We start from the raw sequence: 15,938 nt of genomic DNA, 5'->3' as shown, positions 1-15,938 counted from the left end.
AGTTATTAAGGAGTTTTGATAGATGAAAATAGTAAAAGGTTGTGTTGTTGCACCAAAAGGTTTTTATGCATCAGGAAAGTCAACAGGGCTTAAAAGAAAAAGAAAGGATATGTCGCTTATTTATTCTGAAAAACCTTGTAATGTTGCGGCAGTATTTACAACAAATAAAGTGAAAGCAAGCAGTGTATTACATAATATGGCTTTATATGAAAAAGGATTAAAAGCAAGAGCTATTATAGTAAATAGTGGTAATGCAAATGCCTGTACAGGAGAACAAGGATTAAAAAATACAGATGAAATGGCAGCAGAAACAGCAAGATGTCTTGCTTTAAAGCCTGAAGATGTTTATGTTAATTCAACAGGTGTTATAGGGGTACAACTTCCTATGGATAAAATAATAAACGGAATAAGAGAAGTTTCTCTTGCACTTGATGATGATATTGTTTCTGGAGTAAATTGCGCAGAAGGTATTCTTACAACGGATACTTTTATAAAAGATAAATCAGTTGAGATAATAATAGATGATAAAAAAGTAAGAATAGGCGGTATTGCAAAAGGTTCAGGAATGATACATCCTAATATGGCTACAATGCTTTCATTTATTACAACTGATGTAAATATCGACGATAAAACTTTTAAAGATCTATTAAAAGAAATTGCAGACGATACTTATAATATGATTTCTGTTGATGGAGATACATCTACAAATGACAGCGTAATTGCTTTTGCAAACGGTATGGCAGGTAATGAAGTTCTTACTAAAGAACATAAAGATTATCATGTGTTTAAAGATGCTTTAATGTTTGTTTGCAAACACCTTGCCACTCAAATTGTAAAAGATGGTGAAGGAGCTACAAAATTCTTAGCTGTAAATGTATTAAATGCAAAGACAAAAGACGATGCTAAGAAAATTGCAAAGAGCATTATAGGTTCTTCTTTAGTTAAGACAGCATTCTTTGGAGAAGATGCAAACTGGGGAAGAGTTTTATGTGCAGCAGGATATTCAGGAGTTGATTTTGATCCTAATATAGTTACTCTTTCTTTTAAAAGCGTAAAAGGAGAAATAGAGTTATATAAAGACGGTATAGCTCTTGAATTTGATGAAGATAAAGCTCTTGAAATTTTACAACAAGTTGAAATAGAAATTGACATAAACATGAACTGCGGAAAAGAAAACGCAACAGCATGGGGATGTGATTTAAGTTATGAATATGTAAAAATTAACGGAGAGTACAGAAGTTAATGGATGATAAATATTTTAAACAAGCCAGTGTATTAATAGAAGCTCTTCCTTATATAAAAGAATTTAGTGGACAAATAGTAGTTATTAAATATGGCGGAGCTGCTTTAGTAGATAAGAAAATGGAGCAAAGTGTAATAAATGATATTGCTCTAATGAAATTAGTTGGTATTTTACCTGTAATTGTTCATGGTGGCGGTAAAGACATAAATAAAATGCTTGACAGAGTAGGAAAAGAACATAAATTTGTAAATGGACTTAGATTTACAGACAGCGATACAATGAATATCGTTCAAATGGTTCTTGCAGGTGGAGTAAATAAAGATTTAGTTTCTCTATTTACAAAACAGGGAATGAATGCAATTGGTATTACAGGACAAGATGGTAAACTTTTAGAAGTTGAAAAACATACTCCTGGTGGAGATGATATAGGTTTTGTTGGAAAAATTAAAGGTGTAAATCCAATGCTTATTGCAAAACTTTTAGATGATGATTTTATCCCTATTATTGCACCTATTGGTGTTGACGAAACAGGACAAAGTTATAATATTAATGCTGATTATGTTGCTTGCCATGTTGCAAGCGCTCTTCATGCAAAAAAACTTCTTTTCATGTCTGATATTGAAGGGGTTATGGACAAAGAAAAAAATCTAATTAAACAAATTAATATAGATGAAATTCAAGGTTTAATTGATGATGGTACAATTAATGGGGGAATGATTCCAAAGATTAGAGGCGCAAAAGAAAGTGTTGAAAACGGAGTAAGTGGTGTTCATATCATTGACGGAAGAGTTGAACATAGTTTATTAATAGAATTATTTACAAACTGTGGAATAGGAACTATGATAAAGGAGTAGGCAGCAATGGAAGATATAGTTAAAACAGGTGAAAAAGTATTAATGCATACATACTCAAGATTTCCTTTAGTTTTTGAAAAAGGAGAAGGTGTGTATCTTTATGATGAAAACGGAAAAAAATATTTAGATTTTGTAGCAGGTATTGCTGTAAATGATTTGGGATACAATGATGAAGGTTTAAATAAAGCATTAGAAGAACAAATGCATAAGTTATATCATGTATCAAATTTATATTATACTAAAGCGAATGTAGAGGCTGCAAAAACTTTGGTTGATAATAGTGCATTAGACAGAGTTTTCTTTTGTAATTCAGGAGCTGAAGCAACTGAAGCAGCTTTAAAATTATCAAGATTATATGCATATAAATTTAGAAATAAAGAAACAAAAATTATTGCTATGAATAATTCTTTTCATGGAAGAACTTTCGGTTCTATAACAGCTACAGGACAACTTAAATATCAAAAAGGTCTTGGTCCTATTTTACCTGATGTTGTTCATGTTCCTTTTATGGATTTCGAAGCAATTGAAAAAGAGGCAAGAAGTGGCGCTTGTGGAATTATAATAGAACCTGTTCAAGGAGAAGGCGGTATAAGACCTGCAAGTAAAGAATTTTTGCAAAAGGTAAGAGCTTTATGTGACGAACTTGATATATTATTAATATTTGATGAAGTTCAATGTGGTATAGGAAGAAGCGGATATTTATTTGCATATGAATATTTTGATGTTGTGCCGGATGTTGTATGTATGGCAAAAGGTTTAGGAGGAGGTTTCCCAATAGGTGCAATTCTTGTTAAAGAAGAAAAGGCAAAAGGTTTTGAACCAGGAAACCATGCTTCAACTTTTGGAGGAAATGCACTTGCTTCTACTGCAAGTAAATATGTTTTAAATAAGATAATAAATGAAAATATTTTAGATAACGTAAAAGAACAAGGAAGTTATTTAAAATCTAAACTAGAACAGTTAAAAGAAAAATATGATTTTATTAATGATGTAAGAGGTATTGGTTTAATGCTTGGAATGGAATTTGAATTCCCTGTTTCTGACATTATTAATAAGGCTATTGATAAAGGACTTTTACTTTTAAATTCGGGACAAAACATTATAAGATTTGTGCCTCCATTGATTATTTCAAAGGATGAAATAGACGAAGGTATTACAATCTTAGACAGTATTTTACAAGAAATATAACATATTTTGTAAAATATTTCGTATTAGTATAAAAAAAAGAAAAAATTATGTATTTTTCTAATTTTTTCTTTTTTTTAATGTAAAGTTTGTGGTATTATATATTTATATATTGATATTTTATATTTTATATTTTATAAAAGAATGGGTGATACATATGGAAGAAAAGAGTACAGCAAAAAACAGAGTGGTCGTTAATATTTTAGGGTCAAATTATACAATCATTACAGATAATGACGAAGAACAATTAAAAAAAGTTGCCGGTTTTGTTGACGAATTAATCAGACAAGTTAAGAAAAATAATCCTTATATGAATCCTTATACCGCTGCAGTCTTGTCTTCTTTAAATTTATGTGAAGAACTTTTCGAACTTAAAGATGAAGTTGAAGATCTTAGAAAAGATAAAGAGGAATATGAAATTCTGACTGATTATAAAGAAAAATTAATGTCTGCACTGGAAGAAGCAGAAGCTAATGAAGCAAAAAGACTTTCTATGCAATATAAATATGAAAAAATGGAAATAGAAAACGAAGAGTTAAAAGATCTGCTTGAAGAGTACAAGGAAAAATTTACTTCAATGAGAAGTGAGATAGAACTTAACAGAAGATCTATAAGTGAACTTCAAAATAAACTTTTAGAAAATCAAATAGAGCTTGTTAAAGCAAGAAAGAATATTTTGGATTACTCAAGCTAGAATATAAAAAATAAAAAGATGCAGTTTTGCATCTTTTTTATTTGCTCATTATAACTGTAACTTTACTGGCTCTTTGGTATTTGTTTTCTCTTCCGTCTTTTATATCTTCCTCAGATACAAATACATCAACAAGGGTATAACCTTCTTCAGCTTTTTCATTAAGATAATTTTGCAATTTACTCATGAATAAATCTCGCTCAACAATATACTTCAACTCTTTTCCCTCCTGTAATTCCAGCTTGTTTTATTATAGAATACTATAACATAATTACATAGATAAGTAAATAAACATAATTATTATTTTTAACAAACTTCATTACAAAATCGTTACAAAAAAAGAAGAGTTTTATCTCTTCTTTTTCTATATTGATTCATTATTTATTTTATTTTCTTCTGCAAATGTTAACGCATAAGAACCATAAGGTGCATATATTTTTATGTTTTTACTTCCATCAAATGCCGTAGAATCTATTGTTGTAAGACTATATGTTGCTTCTATTTTGGTAAGTTTTGGGCAGTTGCTGAAAGCTTTTTGATTAATGTTTGTTACTCCTTCATTTAAAGTTACTTCTTGTAAATTAGTGCAATCAGCAAATACATAATCTCTTAAATAGTTTACGTAAATTGGAAGACTTACTTTTGTTAAACTTGAACATCCTCTGAATACTTCTTTGCCTATTGTATGAAGAGAATCAGGGAAAGAAATGTTATTTAGTTTTGTACAATTTTTAAATGCACCGCCTTCTAATTTTTGAAGTGTGTTAGGGAATTTAACCGTTGTAAGATTTTCGCATTCTCTAAAAGCGTTGCTGCCTATAGTTATAACCCCATCTTTAAATGTTACAGTTGTTAAACTTACACTTCCTAAAAATGTTTCTTCTTTTATTTCTTCTACATTTTCCGGTATTTCTATGTTTGTTAGGCTTCTAGTGTTGTAAAATGCATATTTACCTATTGATTTAAGTTTATTTGGAAGTGTGATGTTTTTTAAATACTTATTAGAATAAAATGCACTTTCTTTTATTGCTGTTGTTTTGTCATTTACAGTATAACTTTCATCTTCTTTACTTATAGGATAAGCTATTAAATTTTTCATATCATTTGAATATAATACACCATTTTCAGATATGAATTTTTTATTACCTTGTGTTACTGCGAAACTTTGTAAATTGACACAGTTAGTAAATGCATTTGAACCTATTTTTTTTACAGATGCCGGAATAGAAATTTCTTTCATTCCACAATTTAAAAATGCATTTTCTGCAATATTTTCAATTCCTTCTTCTAAAGTAATATCTTTTAAACTTATACAGTTTGCAAAGGCATATTCATTTATATTCTTGCATCCGTTTATTGTTACAGATTCCAATTTATTACAATTATAGAAAGCATAATCACCTATAGTTTCTACGCTGCTTGGAATTGTAAGATTGATTATTGAAGTATTTTTAAATGCATTATCTCTGATTTCTATAACAGGATAGTTATTAATTTTTTCAGGTATTGTAAGATTTTTTATTTCTTCTTCCTTTGTAGTATAAGAAATAATATAAGCTTTTGAATCTTTTATCATATAAGTAAAGCCATTTTGATTACCTTGAATTGTGTTAGCAAGATTTTGAGTTATTTCCGTTTCTGTTTCTATATCTGCATTTATATAATTAAATGTTGGTATTATAAAAAATGTTAATAATAGAATAAGTATTAATGTTTTTTTATTTCTCATAATTTAAACCTCTTTTCCATTGCTAATTATTCTATCATAAATACATTCATTTTTAAACTTTTAAAATTATATATTTGTGTTTTAAATTAAAAAACAATTAAAATTTTAAAGTTATATTGACAAATGCAAGTTATGATTGTATTATTGTATTAGTTAATTAATACAATAATACAAATTAAAAGAAAGGCAGGATTAATATGGGATGGGAATTTGAAAATGATAGACCAATATATTTACAAATAGCCTCATTTATTGAAAGAGATATATTAAAAGGAAAATATAAAGCAGGGGATAAGCTTCCTTCGGTTCGTGAATTTGCCTCTGTTGCTGATGTTAATCCAAATACAATGCAAAAGGCCTTTAGTGAACTTGAAAAAAATAATATAGTTTTTTCTTCAAGAACAAGCGGAAGATTTGTAACGGAAGACGAAGAGATTATTCAAAGGAGGAAAGTATTGCTGGCTAAAGAATATGTTGATGATTTTTTAATTAAGATGAAAGAAATTGGATTTGATGAAAAAGAAATAACTTTAATTATGGAAGAATCAATGAAGGGGGAAGAAAATGAATAACTTAATTGAAATAAAAAACTTGTTTAAAGAATTTGACGGAAAGTTTGCTCTTAATAATGTAAATTTAAACATTGAAAGTGGAAAAATCGTTGGATTGTTAGGACCTAACGGAAGCGGTAAAACAACTCTTATTAAACTTTTGAATAAACTTCTTGTTCCATCTGGCGGAGAACTTTATATTGACGGTTTAGCTCCGGGAATAGAAACAAAAAAAATAGTTTCATATTTACCTGATAAAAGTTATTTGAATGAGTGGATGGATGCAAAAGAACTTATCAATTTCTTTAGTGATTTTTATGAAGATTTTGATAGTAAAAAGGCATATCAAATGTTAGAAAGCTTAAATATTTCTCCAAATGATAAACTTAAGAATATGTCTAAAGGAACAAAAGAAAAAGTTCAGCTTATTTTAGTAATGAGCAGAAAGGCAAAATTATATCTTTTGGATGAACCTATAGGGGGTGTTGATCCTGCAAGCAGAGATTATATTCTTAAAACCATAATAAATAATTATTCTGACGATTCAACTGTGATTATATCTACTCATTTAATTTCTGATATTGAAAAAGTTTTGGATCAAGTGATATTTCTTAAAAACGGAAGTGTTGTATTAAACGGTGATGCTGATGAAATAAGAGAAGAAAAAGGCATGTCTATTGATAAATTATTTAGGGAGGAATTTAGATGTTAGGGAAATTGATTAAATATGAAATTAAAGCGACAAAAAGGATAATGATTCCTGCAATACTTGCTTTAATATGCGTATCTGTTTTTAATGGTGTTTTGGTTGGAATATCTTCAAATAATATATTGGAAGATAGTTTTGTATATAATGTTTTTTCGGCAATAGGCGGTTCAGTATATATGTTGGGAATTATGGCGATATTAATCTTGGCAGCAGTTTTAAGTATAATTAGATTTTATAAGGCAGATTTATCTAATGAAGGTTATCTTACTCATACTCTTCCAATCAATATTGGAAAAGAGATTTTAAGCAAAGTCATTGTTGGTACTTTATGGGTAATTTTAACGGGAGTAGCAATAATTATTTCGGTACTTTGTTTAGTCATGTTTTCAAGTATTTTTGATTTTGCAAGTTTGGATATAAATGATGTAATTAATATAAAACGAGCCTTTACGATTTACGGAGGTGATATAGCAAAAGTATTGTTAATAATGTTTTATTTATTGCTTATTATTATTTTAGGATGTTCAAATAAAATCTTGGCTGTTTATTCTGCTATGGCTGTTGGTTTCAGTTTTAATAAAAATAAAATTTTATTATCGTTTGTGTCTTACATTGCAATATCTGTATTAACTACAATTCTAACAATTATTTTAGGAGTAATATTTGTAAGTCCATTGTATAACTTTTTAAATAATACATTATCTCCAATAGCTATGGCTCATTTGGTATTTGTAGGATTAATTGCTTTCTTGTTAATTTTAAATATTATATATTTCTTTATTGTTAAATTTTTCTTTGAAAGAAAATTAAATTTAGAATAAAAATAAATATTTATTCAGATAGATTATATATTTTTAGAAGGGGGAATACCCCTTCTTTTTATATTTTATTAAATAATGTTTTATTAGTTTGTATAAAATTTTATGGATTTTTTATGTTTTGTTGTAACAACTCAATATTTTCATTAATTTTATGAAAAATTTTCTAAAAATTCTTGAAGTTATATATAAGTAATGATATTATTTAATTTAATAATATTTTAGGAGGAGTAAAATATGGCAATAGTAAAACCATTTAAGGGTGTTAGACCCAATGCAAAATATGCAAAAGAAGTATCCTGTCTACCTTATGACGTAATGAACAGAGATGAAGCAAGAGAAATGGGTAAAGATGAAAAATCCTTCTTGCATATTGTACGCTCCGATATTGATTTACCTGACAGTGTAGATATACACGATGAAAAAGTTTATGAAAAAGCAAAAGAAAATTATGATAAATTTTTGAATGAGGGTTATTTAATCAGGGAGGAAAAAGAAATTTATTACATCTACAGAGAAATAATGAACGGAAGAGTTCAAACGGGGATTTGTGGATGTTGTTCCACTTTCGAATATGAAAAGGGAATAATAAAGAAACATGAGTTTACAAGACCGGAAAAAGAAGTTGATAGAATAAATAACTTTTTGGCTTGTTCGGCTCATACTGAACCTGTTTTCTTCGCTCACAGACATAACGAAGATTTACATAATTTTATATCCGAATATACAAAAAACAATAAACCTGTATATGATTTTGTAGCAGAAGACGGAATAAGTCATATTTTATGGGTTGTTGATAAAGATGAAGATGTTGAAAAAGTAAGAGAATTTTATAATAAAATTGATTATTTATATATAGCCGATGGTCATCACAGAACAGCTTCTTCATATGAAGTAGGAAAAAGAAAAAGAGAAGAAGCAGGAGATAGTGTTGACAGAGAATACAACTATATCTTAGCTGTAATATTTGATAGTGATGAACTTGAAATAATGGATTATAACAGAGTTGTAAAAAACTTAGCTGGTTATTCTAAAGAAGAGTTTTTAGATAAAGTAAGTGAAAAATTCGATATTGTATCAAATGATGAAAATATAATAAAACCAGAAAAGAAACATGATTTTTCAATGTATCTTGATAAGAAGTGGTATCTTCTAAGAGCTAAAGAAGGAACTTATGACAAAGAAAATCCTGTAAAAAGTTTAGATGCAGATATTTTACAAGAAAATCTTCTTGCACCTGTACTTAATATAGAAGATCCAAGAACAAGTGACAACATAGAATTTGTTGGTGGAATAAGAGGATTAAAAGAACTTGAACAAAGAGCAGATAGCTTTAACGGTGTTGCTTTTGCAGTGTATCCTGTAACAATGGATGATTTATTCTCTGTTGCAGATGCAAACATGGTCATGCCACCAAAATCAACTTGGTTTGAACCAAAACTTAGAAGCGGATTATTTATTCATGAAATTTAAACAAATATAATAATATAGTAATGATAAAGGAGATTTTATAAAATGGGAAGAGTATATAATTTTTCAGCAGGTCCTGCTGTTTTACCTGAAGAAGTATTAAAAGAAGCTGCGGCAGAAATGCTTGATTACAATGGAAGCGGAATGTCTGTAATGGAAATGAGCCATCGTTCAAAATGGTTTGATGACATTATTAAAACAGCTGAAAAAGATTTGAGAGAATTAATGAATATTCCGGATAATTATAAGGTTTTATTCTTACAAGGCGGTGCAAGCCAACAATTTGCAATGATTCCTATGAACCTTACAAAAAATGGTGTTGCTGATTACATAATAACAGGACAATGGGCAAAAAAAGCTTATAACGAAGCTAAAAAATATACAAATGCAAAAGCAGTTGCTTCAAGTGAAGATAAGACTTATTCTTATATTCCTGACTGCTCTGATTTAGATATTGATGAAGATGCAGATTATGTATATATTTGTGAAAATAATACAATTTACGGTACAAAATATCATACATTACCTAATACAAAAGGAAAAACATTGGTTGCTGACGTATCTTCTTGTTTCTTATCAGAACCTGTTGATGTTGAAAAATATGGTATCATTTATGGTGGGGTACAAAAAAATGTAGGTCCTGCAGGTGTAGTAATAGTAATTATCAGAGAAGATTTAATTCCATCAGACGATGAAATTGATGAAAAAGTTCCGACAATGTTAAGATATAAAACTCATTCTGACAATGATTCTCTATTTAATACACCACCTGCATATGGTATTTACATTTGCGGTAAAGTATTTAAGTGGCTTAAAAAACAAGGTGGTCTTGCTAAAATGAAAGAACTAAATGAAAAGAAAGCAAAAATCTTATATGACTATCTTGATGAAAGCAAAATGTTTAAAGGCACAGTTGTAAAAGAAGACCGTTCTTTAATGAATGTACCTTTCGTAACTGGAGACAAAGACTTAGATGCAAAATTTGTTGAAGAAGCTACAAAAGCAGGCTTTGTAAACTTAAAAGGACATAGAACTGTAGGCGGAATGAGAGCTTCAATTTACAATGCTATGCCTATTGAAGGTGTTGAAAAATTAGTTGAATTTATGAAAAAATTTGAAGAAGAAAATGCTTAATATAAAGCGTCGGATTACCGACGCTTTTTTATTTTATATATTAAATTTTTTAAATAATAAATTATAATTTATGTAATAATTTTATTATATATGTATAAAGTATAAAATAATATTATTGTTTTTATTAATATATTAAATATATTTAAAATAAATATTTAATAATATCATGAATACTTAGATAGGATATGAAAAATGATGAATTATAAAATAGATGATAAAGATATTAATGTAAAAGATTTTATTTTCTTTGTAAATCAAATTTGGAAAGGTGAGTATGATGTTTTAAAAACAAAAAATGCTTTAACAAAAACCATGAATATAACTGCTTATGACGAAGAAAAACTTATTGGATGCATAAGAATATTAACAGACGGATACTTTTTTGGAACAATAACTGAGCTTCTTGTACTTCCAGAGTATCAAAAGAAGGGGATAGGAAGTAAACTTTTAGAACTTGCAAAAGAACATACACCTACAATGTTATATTTCGGTTCAAAACCTGGAACCCAAAATTTTTATGAGAAAAATGGATGTAAAAAAAGTTTACAATCTTTTATAATTGAAAAATAAAATATGATGTATACATTAAAATACCTATGTAAATATTATTAAAAATAAGATTTTCATAAATAAAAGTAAGTAGTCAAATAAAAAAATTTTATTGAAAAAATTTGAAAATAGCATAACACTAATACTAAAACTAAAAATAAACAAAACTGTTTAAATTTTAAAAAAAAGTTGATTCATTTTTCATATAAATTATTGATTTTAGTAATTTTTTTATATATAATACTCTTAAAGTTCAATTTATGCTCGAATATTGGGGCTAATTTAAACTTGCTACTATTTAGAAGTTCTGTTTGGAACTTCAAGAAAAAATAATAAATAATTATAATATTTAGGAGGAATTTTATTATGGCAGTAAAAGTAGCTATTAACGGATTTGGTAGAATTGGGAGGTTAGCATTCAGACAAATGTTTGGCGCTGAAGGTTATGAAGTTGTTGCAATCAACGACTTAACTTCTCCAAAGATGTTAGCACATTTATTAAAATATGACTCATCTCAAGGTAGATATGAATTAGCAGACAAAGTATCTGTAACTGATGATTCTATCATTATCGATGGAAAAGAAATCAAAATTTATGCAGAAGCTGACGCTAAAAACCTTCCTTGGGGAGAAATCGGTGTAGACGTAGTACTTGAATGTACAGGTTTCTATACATCAAAAGCAAAAGCAGAAGCTCACATCGAAGCTGGTGCTAGAAAAGTTGTTATCTCTGCTCCTGCAGGAAACGACCTTCCAACAATCGTTTACAATGTAAACCATGAAACATTAAAACCAGAAGATACAGTTATTTCTGCAGCTTCTTGTACAACAAACTGTTTAGCTCCAATGGCTAAAGCATTAAACGATTTAGCTCCAATCCAATCTGGTATCATGAGCACAATTCATGCTTACACAGGTGACCAAATGACTCTTGACGGACCACAAAGAAAAGGTGACTTAAGAAGATCTAGAGCAGCTGCAGTTAACATCGTTCCTAACTCAACAGGTGCTGCAAAAGCTATCGGTTTAGTTATTCCAGAACTTAACGGTAAATTAATCGGTTCTGCTCAAAGAGTTCCAACTCCTACAGGTTCTACAACAATCTTAGTAGCTGTTGTTAAAGGTAATGTAACAGTTGAACAAATCAACGAAGCTATGAAAGCAGCTCAAACAGAATCTTACGGATACACAGAAGAAGAATTAGTATCTAGCGATATCGTAGGTATGAGATATGGTTCTTTATTCGATGCTACACAAACAATGGTTTCACCAATGGAAAACGGTGATACACAAGTTCAAGTTGTATCTTGGTATGATAACGAAAACTCTTACACAAGCCAAATGGTAAGAACAATCAAATACTTCTCAGAATTAGCTTAATTAATTCTAAACAAAGTAAAACTTACAAAGATCCAAAATGGGTCCGGGATCATTACTGGCCCGGACCTTTTTATTTACAAAAAATTGAAAGGAGCACTCTTAGATGCTAAATAAAAAATCAGTAGATGATATAAATGTAAAAGGAAAAAGAGTATTAATCAGATGTGACTTTAACGTACCTTTAAAAGATGGTGAAATCACAGACGAAAACAGAATTAATGCTGCTCTTCCAACAATTAAAAAAGTAATGAACGACGGTGGTAAAGTTATTTTATGTTCTCACTTAGGAAAACCAAAAGGAGAACCAAAACCAGAATTATCTTTAGCACCTGTTGCAAAAAGATTATCTGAAAAATTAGGTAAAGAAGTTGTTTTTGCAGCTGATGACAATGTAGTAGGAGAAAACGCTAAAAAAGCAGTTGCTGAAATGAACGACGGAGATGTTGTTTTACTTCAAAATACACGTTACAGAGCTGAAGAAACAAAAAACGGCGAAGCATTAAGCAAAGACTTAGCTTCACTTTGTGATATTTTTGTTAACGATGCTTTCGGTACAGCTCATAGAGCTCACTGCTCAAACGTTGGTGTAACAGAATATGTTGACACAGCTGTAGTTGGTTACTTAATGCAAAAAGAAATCGACTTCTTAGGTAATGCTGTAAACAATCCTGAAAGACCATTTGTTTCAATTTTAGGTGGTGCTAAAGTTGCTGATAAATTAAACGTAATCAACAACTTACTTGAAAAATGTGATACATTAATCATCGGTGGTGGTATGGCTTATACATTCCTTAAAGCTAAAGGATATGAAGTTGGTACATCATTAGTTGATGATTCTAAAATTGATTACTGTAAAGAAATGATGGCTAAAGCTGAAGAACTTGGCAAAAAATTATTACTTCCTATCGATACAACAATCACAAAAGATTTCCCAGATCCAATCGATGCTGAAATTGAAATCACAGTAGTTGATTCTAATAAAATCCCTGCTGACATGATGGGACTTGATATCGGAACAAAAACAGCTGAATTATTTGCAAATGAAGTTAAATCTGCAAAAACAGTTGTTTGGAACGGACCTATGGGTGTATTTGAAAACCCAATTCTTGCAAAAGGTACAATGGCTGTAGCTAAAGCTCTTGCTGATACAGACGCTACAACAATTATCGGTGGTGGTGACTCTGCTGCTGCTGTTAACCAACTTGGTTTTGGTGACAAAATGACTCATATCTCAACAGGTGGCGGTGCCAGCCTTGAATTCTTAGAAGGTAAAGACCTTCCTGGTGTTGTTGCAGCAAACGACAAATAAACAATTTTAGTAATTAAAGGAGAAATATATAAAATGTCAAGAAAAACAGTAATTGCCGGAAACTGGAAAATGAACAAAACAGCTGCCGAAGCAAAAGAATTTTTTAATGAATTTTTAGATAAAATCAATGTAGCAGATCCTGAAGTTGTAATTTGCCCAACTTATATGACAATTCCTGCTGCTGTTGAAGCTACAAAAGGTACTAATGTTGGTATCGGTGCTCAAAATATTTATTTTGAAGATAGTGGTGCTTACACAGGTGAAGTAACAGCTGATATGATTATTGAAGCTGGTTGTAAATATGTAATCATCGGTCACAGTGAAAGAAGACAATACTTCAACGAAACTGATGAAGGCGTAAACAAAAAAACAAAGAAAGCTTTAGCAAAAGGCTTAATTCCAATTCCATGTGTTGGTGAAACACTAGAAGAAAGAGAAAGCGGAAAAGCTTTTGATGTATTAAAAGAACAAACAACAAAATTACTTGAAGGTATCTCAGCTGAAGATGCTAAGAAAATTATTCTTGCTTATGAACCAGTTTGGGCTATCGGTACAGGTAAAACAGCTACTGATGAACAAGCTAACGAAGCTTGCGGTTACATTAGAAGCCTTGTTAAAGAATTACTTGGTGAAGAAGTTGCAGAAGCAATGAGAATTCTTTACGGTGGTAGTGTTAACGCAGGTAACGTAAAAGCTTTAATGTCTATGAGCGACATCGACGGTGCTTTAGTTGGTGGAGCAAGCTTAAAAGCTGATTTTGTTACACTTGTAAACTACAAAGAACTATAATAGGTGGAATTAATGAGTAATAAAGTATTATTAATGATTTTAGACGGATTTGGATTTTCAACAAAACATGAAGGAAATGCCGTTTATAGTGCCAACACTCCAAATTTAGATAAATTATGGGAAAACAATCCTCATTTATTATTAAATTGTAGTGGAGAAAGTGTTGGTCTTCCTGACGGGCAAATGGGTAACAGTGAAGTTGGTCATTTAAACTTAGGTGCAGGAAGAATCGTATATCAAGAACTAACAAGAATTACAAAGTCTATAAAAGACGGTGATTTCTTTGAAAATGAAGAATTTTTAAAAGCTGTTCAAAATGTTAAAGATAACGGCTCAGCTCTTCATTTAATGGGTCTTGTATCTGACGGTGGTGTTCACTCTTCTAATGAACATTTATATGCTTTACTTGAACTTGCTAAAAGACAAGGTTTAGAAAAAGTTTATGTTCATTGCTATATGGACGGAAGAGATACTCCTCCAAAAAGTGGTAAAGGCTACATTGAAGAACTTGAAGAAAAAATCAAAGAAATCGGTGTAGGTAAAATTGGTGTAGTATCAGGAAGATACTATGCAATGGATAGAGATACAAGATGGGAAAGAACAAAAAAAGCATATGATGCTTTAGTATATGGTATCGGTGAAAAAGCTAATAGCGCTACTGAAGCTATGCAACATTCATATGATAATGATGTTACTGATGAATTTGTTCTTCCTACAATCGTTTGTGAAGATGCAAAAATTTCTAAGAATGACAGCGTAATATTCTTTAACTTCAGACCTGACAGAGCAAGACAAATCACAAGAGCTTTAGTTGAAGATGATTTTGACGGCTTTGATAGAGAAGAAGATTTGAATTTAACTTTTGTTACATTCACAAATTATGATGCAAGCTTTAAAAACGTATTAATCGCATTTAAACCACAAGTTATTACAAATACTTTAGGTGAATACTTAAGTAATAACGGATACACTCAACTTAGAATTGCCGAAACAGAAAAATATGCTCATGTAACATATTTCTTTAACGGTGGTGTTGAAACAGAATATAAAGGTGAAGACAGAGTTTTAGTTTCTTCTCCAAAAGTTGCAACATATGACTTAAAACCTGAAATGAGTGCATACGAAGTAAAAGATAAACTTGTTGATTTAATTAACAATAAAGATTACGATTTTATTGCAGTAAACTTTGCAAATTGTGACATGGTTGGTCATACAGGTATATTCGATGCGGCTGTAGCTGCCGTTGAAGCTGTTGATAAATGTGTTGGTGAAGTTATGGAAGCTGCTGAAAATAATGATTACAATGTTATTATTACAGCTGACCATGGTAACGCTGAATTAATGTTTGAAGATGGAAAACCATTCACAGCTCATACAACAAATAAAGTTGAATGTATAGTTGAAAGCAAATTAATTAAAGGAGTAAAAGACGATGCTGCTTTATGTGATGTTGCTCCAACAATACTTGACTTAATGGATATTGAACAACCTGAAGAAATGACAGGTAAATCTTTTGTTGAAAAATAA

At 30.0% G+C, this 15,938-nt stretch carries 16 protein-coding genes; 14 read left to right on the top strand and 2 right to left on the bottom strand.

The genetic code is table 11. From position 1 onward, the window contains the following. Positions 1–22 precede the first annotated feature (22 nt). From argJ to V2W16_RS03255, 4 genes are all read left to right on the top strand, one after another. The gene (gene argJ, locus V2W16_RS03270; protein ID WP_329381451.1) at positions 23–1,243 is read left to right on the top strand and encodes a bifunctional ornithine acetyltransferase/N-acetylglutamate synthase; all 1,221 of its coding nucleotides are present in this window, start codon (positions 23–25) and stop codon (positions 1,241–1,243) included. Continuing rightward, on the top strand, positions 1,243–2,097 hold the full coding sequence (gene argB, locus V2W16_RS03265) for an acetylglutamate kinase (RefSeq protein WP_329381447.1): 855 nt from the start codon (positions 1,243–1,245) through the stop codon (positions 2,095–2,097). Before argJ ends, argB begins: the two co-directional genes overlap by 1 nt. A 6-nt stretch (positions 2,098–2,103) precedes the next feature. Then, positions 2,104–3,285 carry an aspartate aminotransferase family protein gene (locus V2W16_RS03260; RefSeq protein ID WP_329381444.1) on the top strand — a complete coding sequence of 394 codons (1,182 nt, stop codon included), beginning with the start codon at positions 2,104–2,106 and terminating at the stop codon, positions 3,283–3,285. A 154-nt stretch (positions 3,286–3,439) separates the two neighbouring features. After that, the gene (locus tag V2W16_RS03255) at positions 3,440–3,976 is read left to right on the top strand and encodes a cell division protein ZapA (protein WP_138268304.1); all 537 of its coding nucleotides are present in this window, start codon (positions 3,440–3,442) and stop codon (positions 3,974–3,976) included. A 37-nt stretch (positions 3,977–4,013) separates the two neighbouring features. Here the strand turns inward: V2W16_RS03255 and V2W16_RS03250 are convergent, their stop codons facing one another. Together V2W16_RS03250 and V2W16_RS03245 are read right to left on the bottom strand one after the other, a co-directional pair. Next, a complete protein-coding gene (locus tag V2W16_RS03250) occupies positions 4,014–4,190 on the bottom strand; it encodes a hypothetical protein (RefSeq protein ID WP_171020559.1) in 177 nt (58 codons plus the stop codon). A gap of 147 nt (positions 4,191–4,337) precedes the next feature. After that, positions 4,338–5,702 carry a leucine-rich repeat domain-containing protein gene (locus tag V2W16_RS03245; RefSeq protein ID WP_329381439.1) on the bottom strand — a complete coding sequence of 455 codons (1,365 nt, stop codon included), beginning with the start codon at positions 5,700–5,702 and terminating at the stop codon, positions 4,338–4,340. A 197-nt stretch (positions 5,703–5,899) separates the two neighbouring features. Here V2W16_RS03245 and V2W16_RS03240 point away from each other — a divergent pair, with 197 nt between their 5' ends. The 10 genes from V2W16_RS03240 to gpmI all read left to right on the top strand — a co-directional run bounded on the left by V2W16_RS03240 (position 5,900) and on the right by gpmI (position 15,938). Beyond that, positions 5,900–6,274 (top strand): GntR family transcriptional regulator, encoded by a 375-nt coding sequence (locus tag V2W16_RS03240; protein WP_329381434.1) that lies wholly within the window; start codon positions 5,900–5,902, stop codon positions 6,272–6,274. Continuing rightward, the gene (locus V2W16_RS03235; RefSeq protein WP_329381431.1) at positions 6,267–6,965 is read left to right on the top strand and encodes an ABC transporter ATP-binding protein; all 699 of its coding nucleotides are present in this window, start codon (positions 6,267–6,269) and stop codon (positions 6,963–6,965) included. Before V2W16_RS03240 ends, V2W16_RS03235 begins: the two co-directional genes overlap by 8 nt. Further along, positions 6,959–7,783, top strand: a complete 825-nt coding sequence (locus V2W16_RS03230; protein WP_329381428.1) for a hypothetical protein — start codon at positions 6,959–6,961, stop codon at positions 7,781–7,783. Before V2W16_RS03235 ends, V2W16_RS03230 begins: the two co-directional genes overlap by 7 nt. A 234-nt stretch (positions 7,784–8,017) precedes the next feature. After that, on the top strand, positions 8,018–9,253 hold the full coding sequence (locus tag V2W16_RS03225) for a DUF1015 domain-containing protein (RefSeq protein ID WP_329381426.1): 1,236 nt from the start codon (positions 8,018–8,020) through the stop codon (positions 9,251–9,253). A gap of 42 nt (positions 9,254–9,295) precedes the next feature. Beyond that, a complete protein-coding gene (gene serC, locus V2W16_RS03220) occupies positions 9,296–10,384 on the top strand; it encodes a 3-phosphoserine/phosphohydroxythreonine transaminase (RefSeq protein ID WP_138269588.1) in 1,089 nt (362 codons plus the stop codon). 192 nt (positions 10,385–10,576) lie between these two features. Continuing rightward, positions 10,577–10,954: a GNAT family N-acetyltransferase gene (locus V2W16_RS03215; protein WP_425353933.1), complete on the top strand. Its 378-nt coding sequence runs from the start codon at positions 10,577–10,579 to the stop codon at positions 10,952–10,954. 345 nt (positions 10,955–11,299) lie between these two features. After that, positions 11,300–12,313 (top strand): type I glyceraldehyde-3-phosphate dehydrogenase, encoded by a 1,014-nt coding sequence (gene gap / locus V2W16_RS03210; protein WP_329381421.1) that lies wholly within the window; start codon positions 11,300–11,302, stop codon positions 12,311–12,313. 103 nt (positions 12,314–12,416) lie between these two features. Further along, positions 12,417–13,622, top strand: coding sequence for a phosphoglycerate kinase (locus V2W16_RS03205; protein WP_138269586.1), 1,206 nt, complete (start codon positions 12,417–12,419; stop codon positions 13,620–13,622). A 33-nt stretch (positions 13,623–13,655) separates the two neighbouring features. Then, a complete protein-coding gene (tpiA, locus tag V2W16_RS03200) occupies positions 13,656–14,411 on the top strand; it encodes a triose-phosphate isomerase (protein WP_329381416.1) in 756 nt (251 codons plus the stop codon). Positions 14,412–14,423: 12 nt separating this feature from the next. Next, positions 14,424–15,938, top strand: coding sequence for a 2,3-bisphosphoglycerate-independent phosphoglycerate mutase (gene gpmI / locus V2W16_RS03195; RefSeq protein WP_329381413.1), 1,515 nt, complete (start codon positions 14,424–14,426; stop codon positions 15,936–15,938).

Origin of the sequence: Anaerofustis butyriciformans (assembly GCF_036289385.1) — a bacterium.
Lineage (GTDB): Bacteria > Bacillota > Clostridia > Eubacteriales > Anaerofustaceae > Anaerofustis > Anaerofustis butyriciformans.
Note: the sequence above shows the minus strand (reverse complement) of the source record. Positions and strands in the feature narration are given on the sequence as shown.

Excerpts from the sequence above, each read along its gene's own strand:
- V2W16_RS03260 (WP_329381444.1), top strand. The coding sequence starts at position 2,104 with ATGGAAGATATAGTTAAAACAGGTGAAAAAGTATTAATGCATACATAC.
- V2W16_RS03240 (WP_329381434.1), top strand. The coding sequence starts at position 5,900 with ATGGGATGGGAATTTGAAAATGATAGACCAATATATTTACAAATAGCC.
- V2W16_RS03255 (WP_138268304.1), top strand. The coding sequence starts at position 3,440 with ATGGAAGAAAAGAGTACAGCAAAAAACAGAGTGGTCGTTAATATTTTA.
- V2W16_RS03230 (WP_329381428.1), top strand. The coding sequence starts at position 6,959 with ATGTTAGGGAAATTGATTAAATATGAAATTAAAGCGACAAAAAGGATA.
- V2W16_RS03235 (WP_329381431.1), top strand. The coding sequence starts at position 6,267 with ATGAATAACTTAATTGAAATAAAAAACTTGTTTAAAGAATTTGACGGA.
- gpmI (WP_329381413.1), top strand. The coding sequence starts at position 14,424 with ATGAGTAATAAAGTATTATTAATGATTTTAGACGGATTTGGATTTTCA.
- tpiA (WP_329381416.1), top strand. The coding sequence starts at position 13,656 with ATGTCAAGAAAAACAGTAATTGCCGGAAACTGGAAAATGAACAAAACA.
- V2W16_RS03245 (WP_329381439.1), bottom strand. The coding sequence starts at position 5,702 with ATGAGAAATAAAAAAACATTAATACTTATTCTATTATTAACATTTTTT.
- V2W16_RS03215 (WP_425353933.1), top strand. The coding sequence starts at position 10,577 with ATGATGAATTATAAAATAGATGATAAAGATATTAATGTAAAAGATTTT.
- argB (WP_329381447.1), top strand. The coding sequence starts at position 1,243 with ATGGATGATAAATATTTTAAACAAGCCAGTGTATTAATAGAAGCTCTT.
- argJ (WP_329381451.1), top strand. The coding sequence starts at position 23 with ATGAAAATAGTAAAAGGTTGTGTTGTTGCACCAAAAGGTTTTTATGCA.
- V2W16_RS03205 (WP_138269586.1), top strand. The coding sequence starts at position 12,417 with ATGCTAAATAAAAAATCAGTAGATGATATAAATGTAAAAGGAAAAAGA.
- gap (WP_329381421.1), top strand. The coding sequence starts at position 11,300 with ATGGCAGTAAAAGTAGCTATTAACGGATTTGGTAGAATTGGGAGGTTA.
- serC (WP_138269588.1), top strand. The coding sequence starts at position 9,296 with ATGGGAAGAGTATATAATTTTTCAGCAGGTCCTGCTGTTTTACCTGAA.
- V2W16_RS03225 (WP_329381426.1), top strand. The coding sequence starts at position 8,018 with ATGGCAATAGTAAAACCATTTAAGGGTGTTAGACCCAATGCAAAATAT.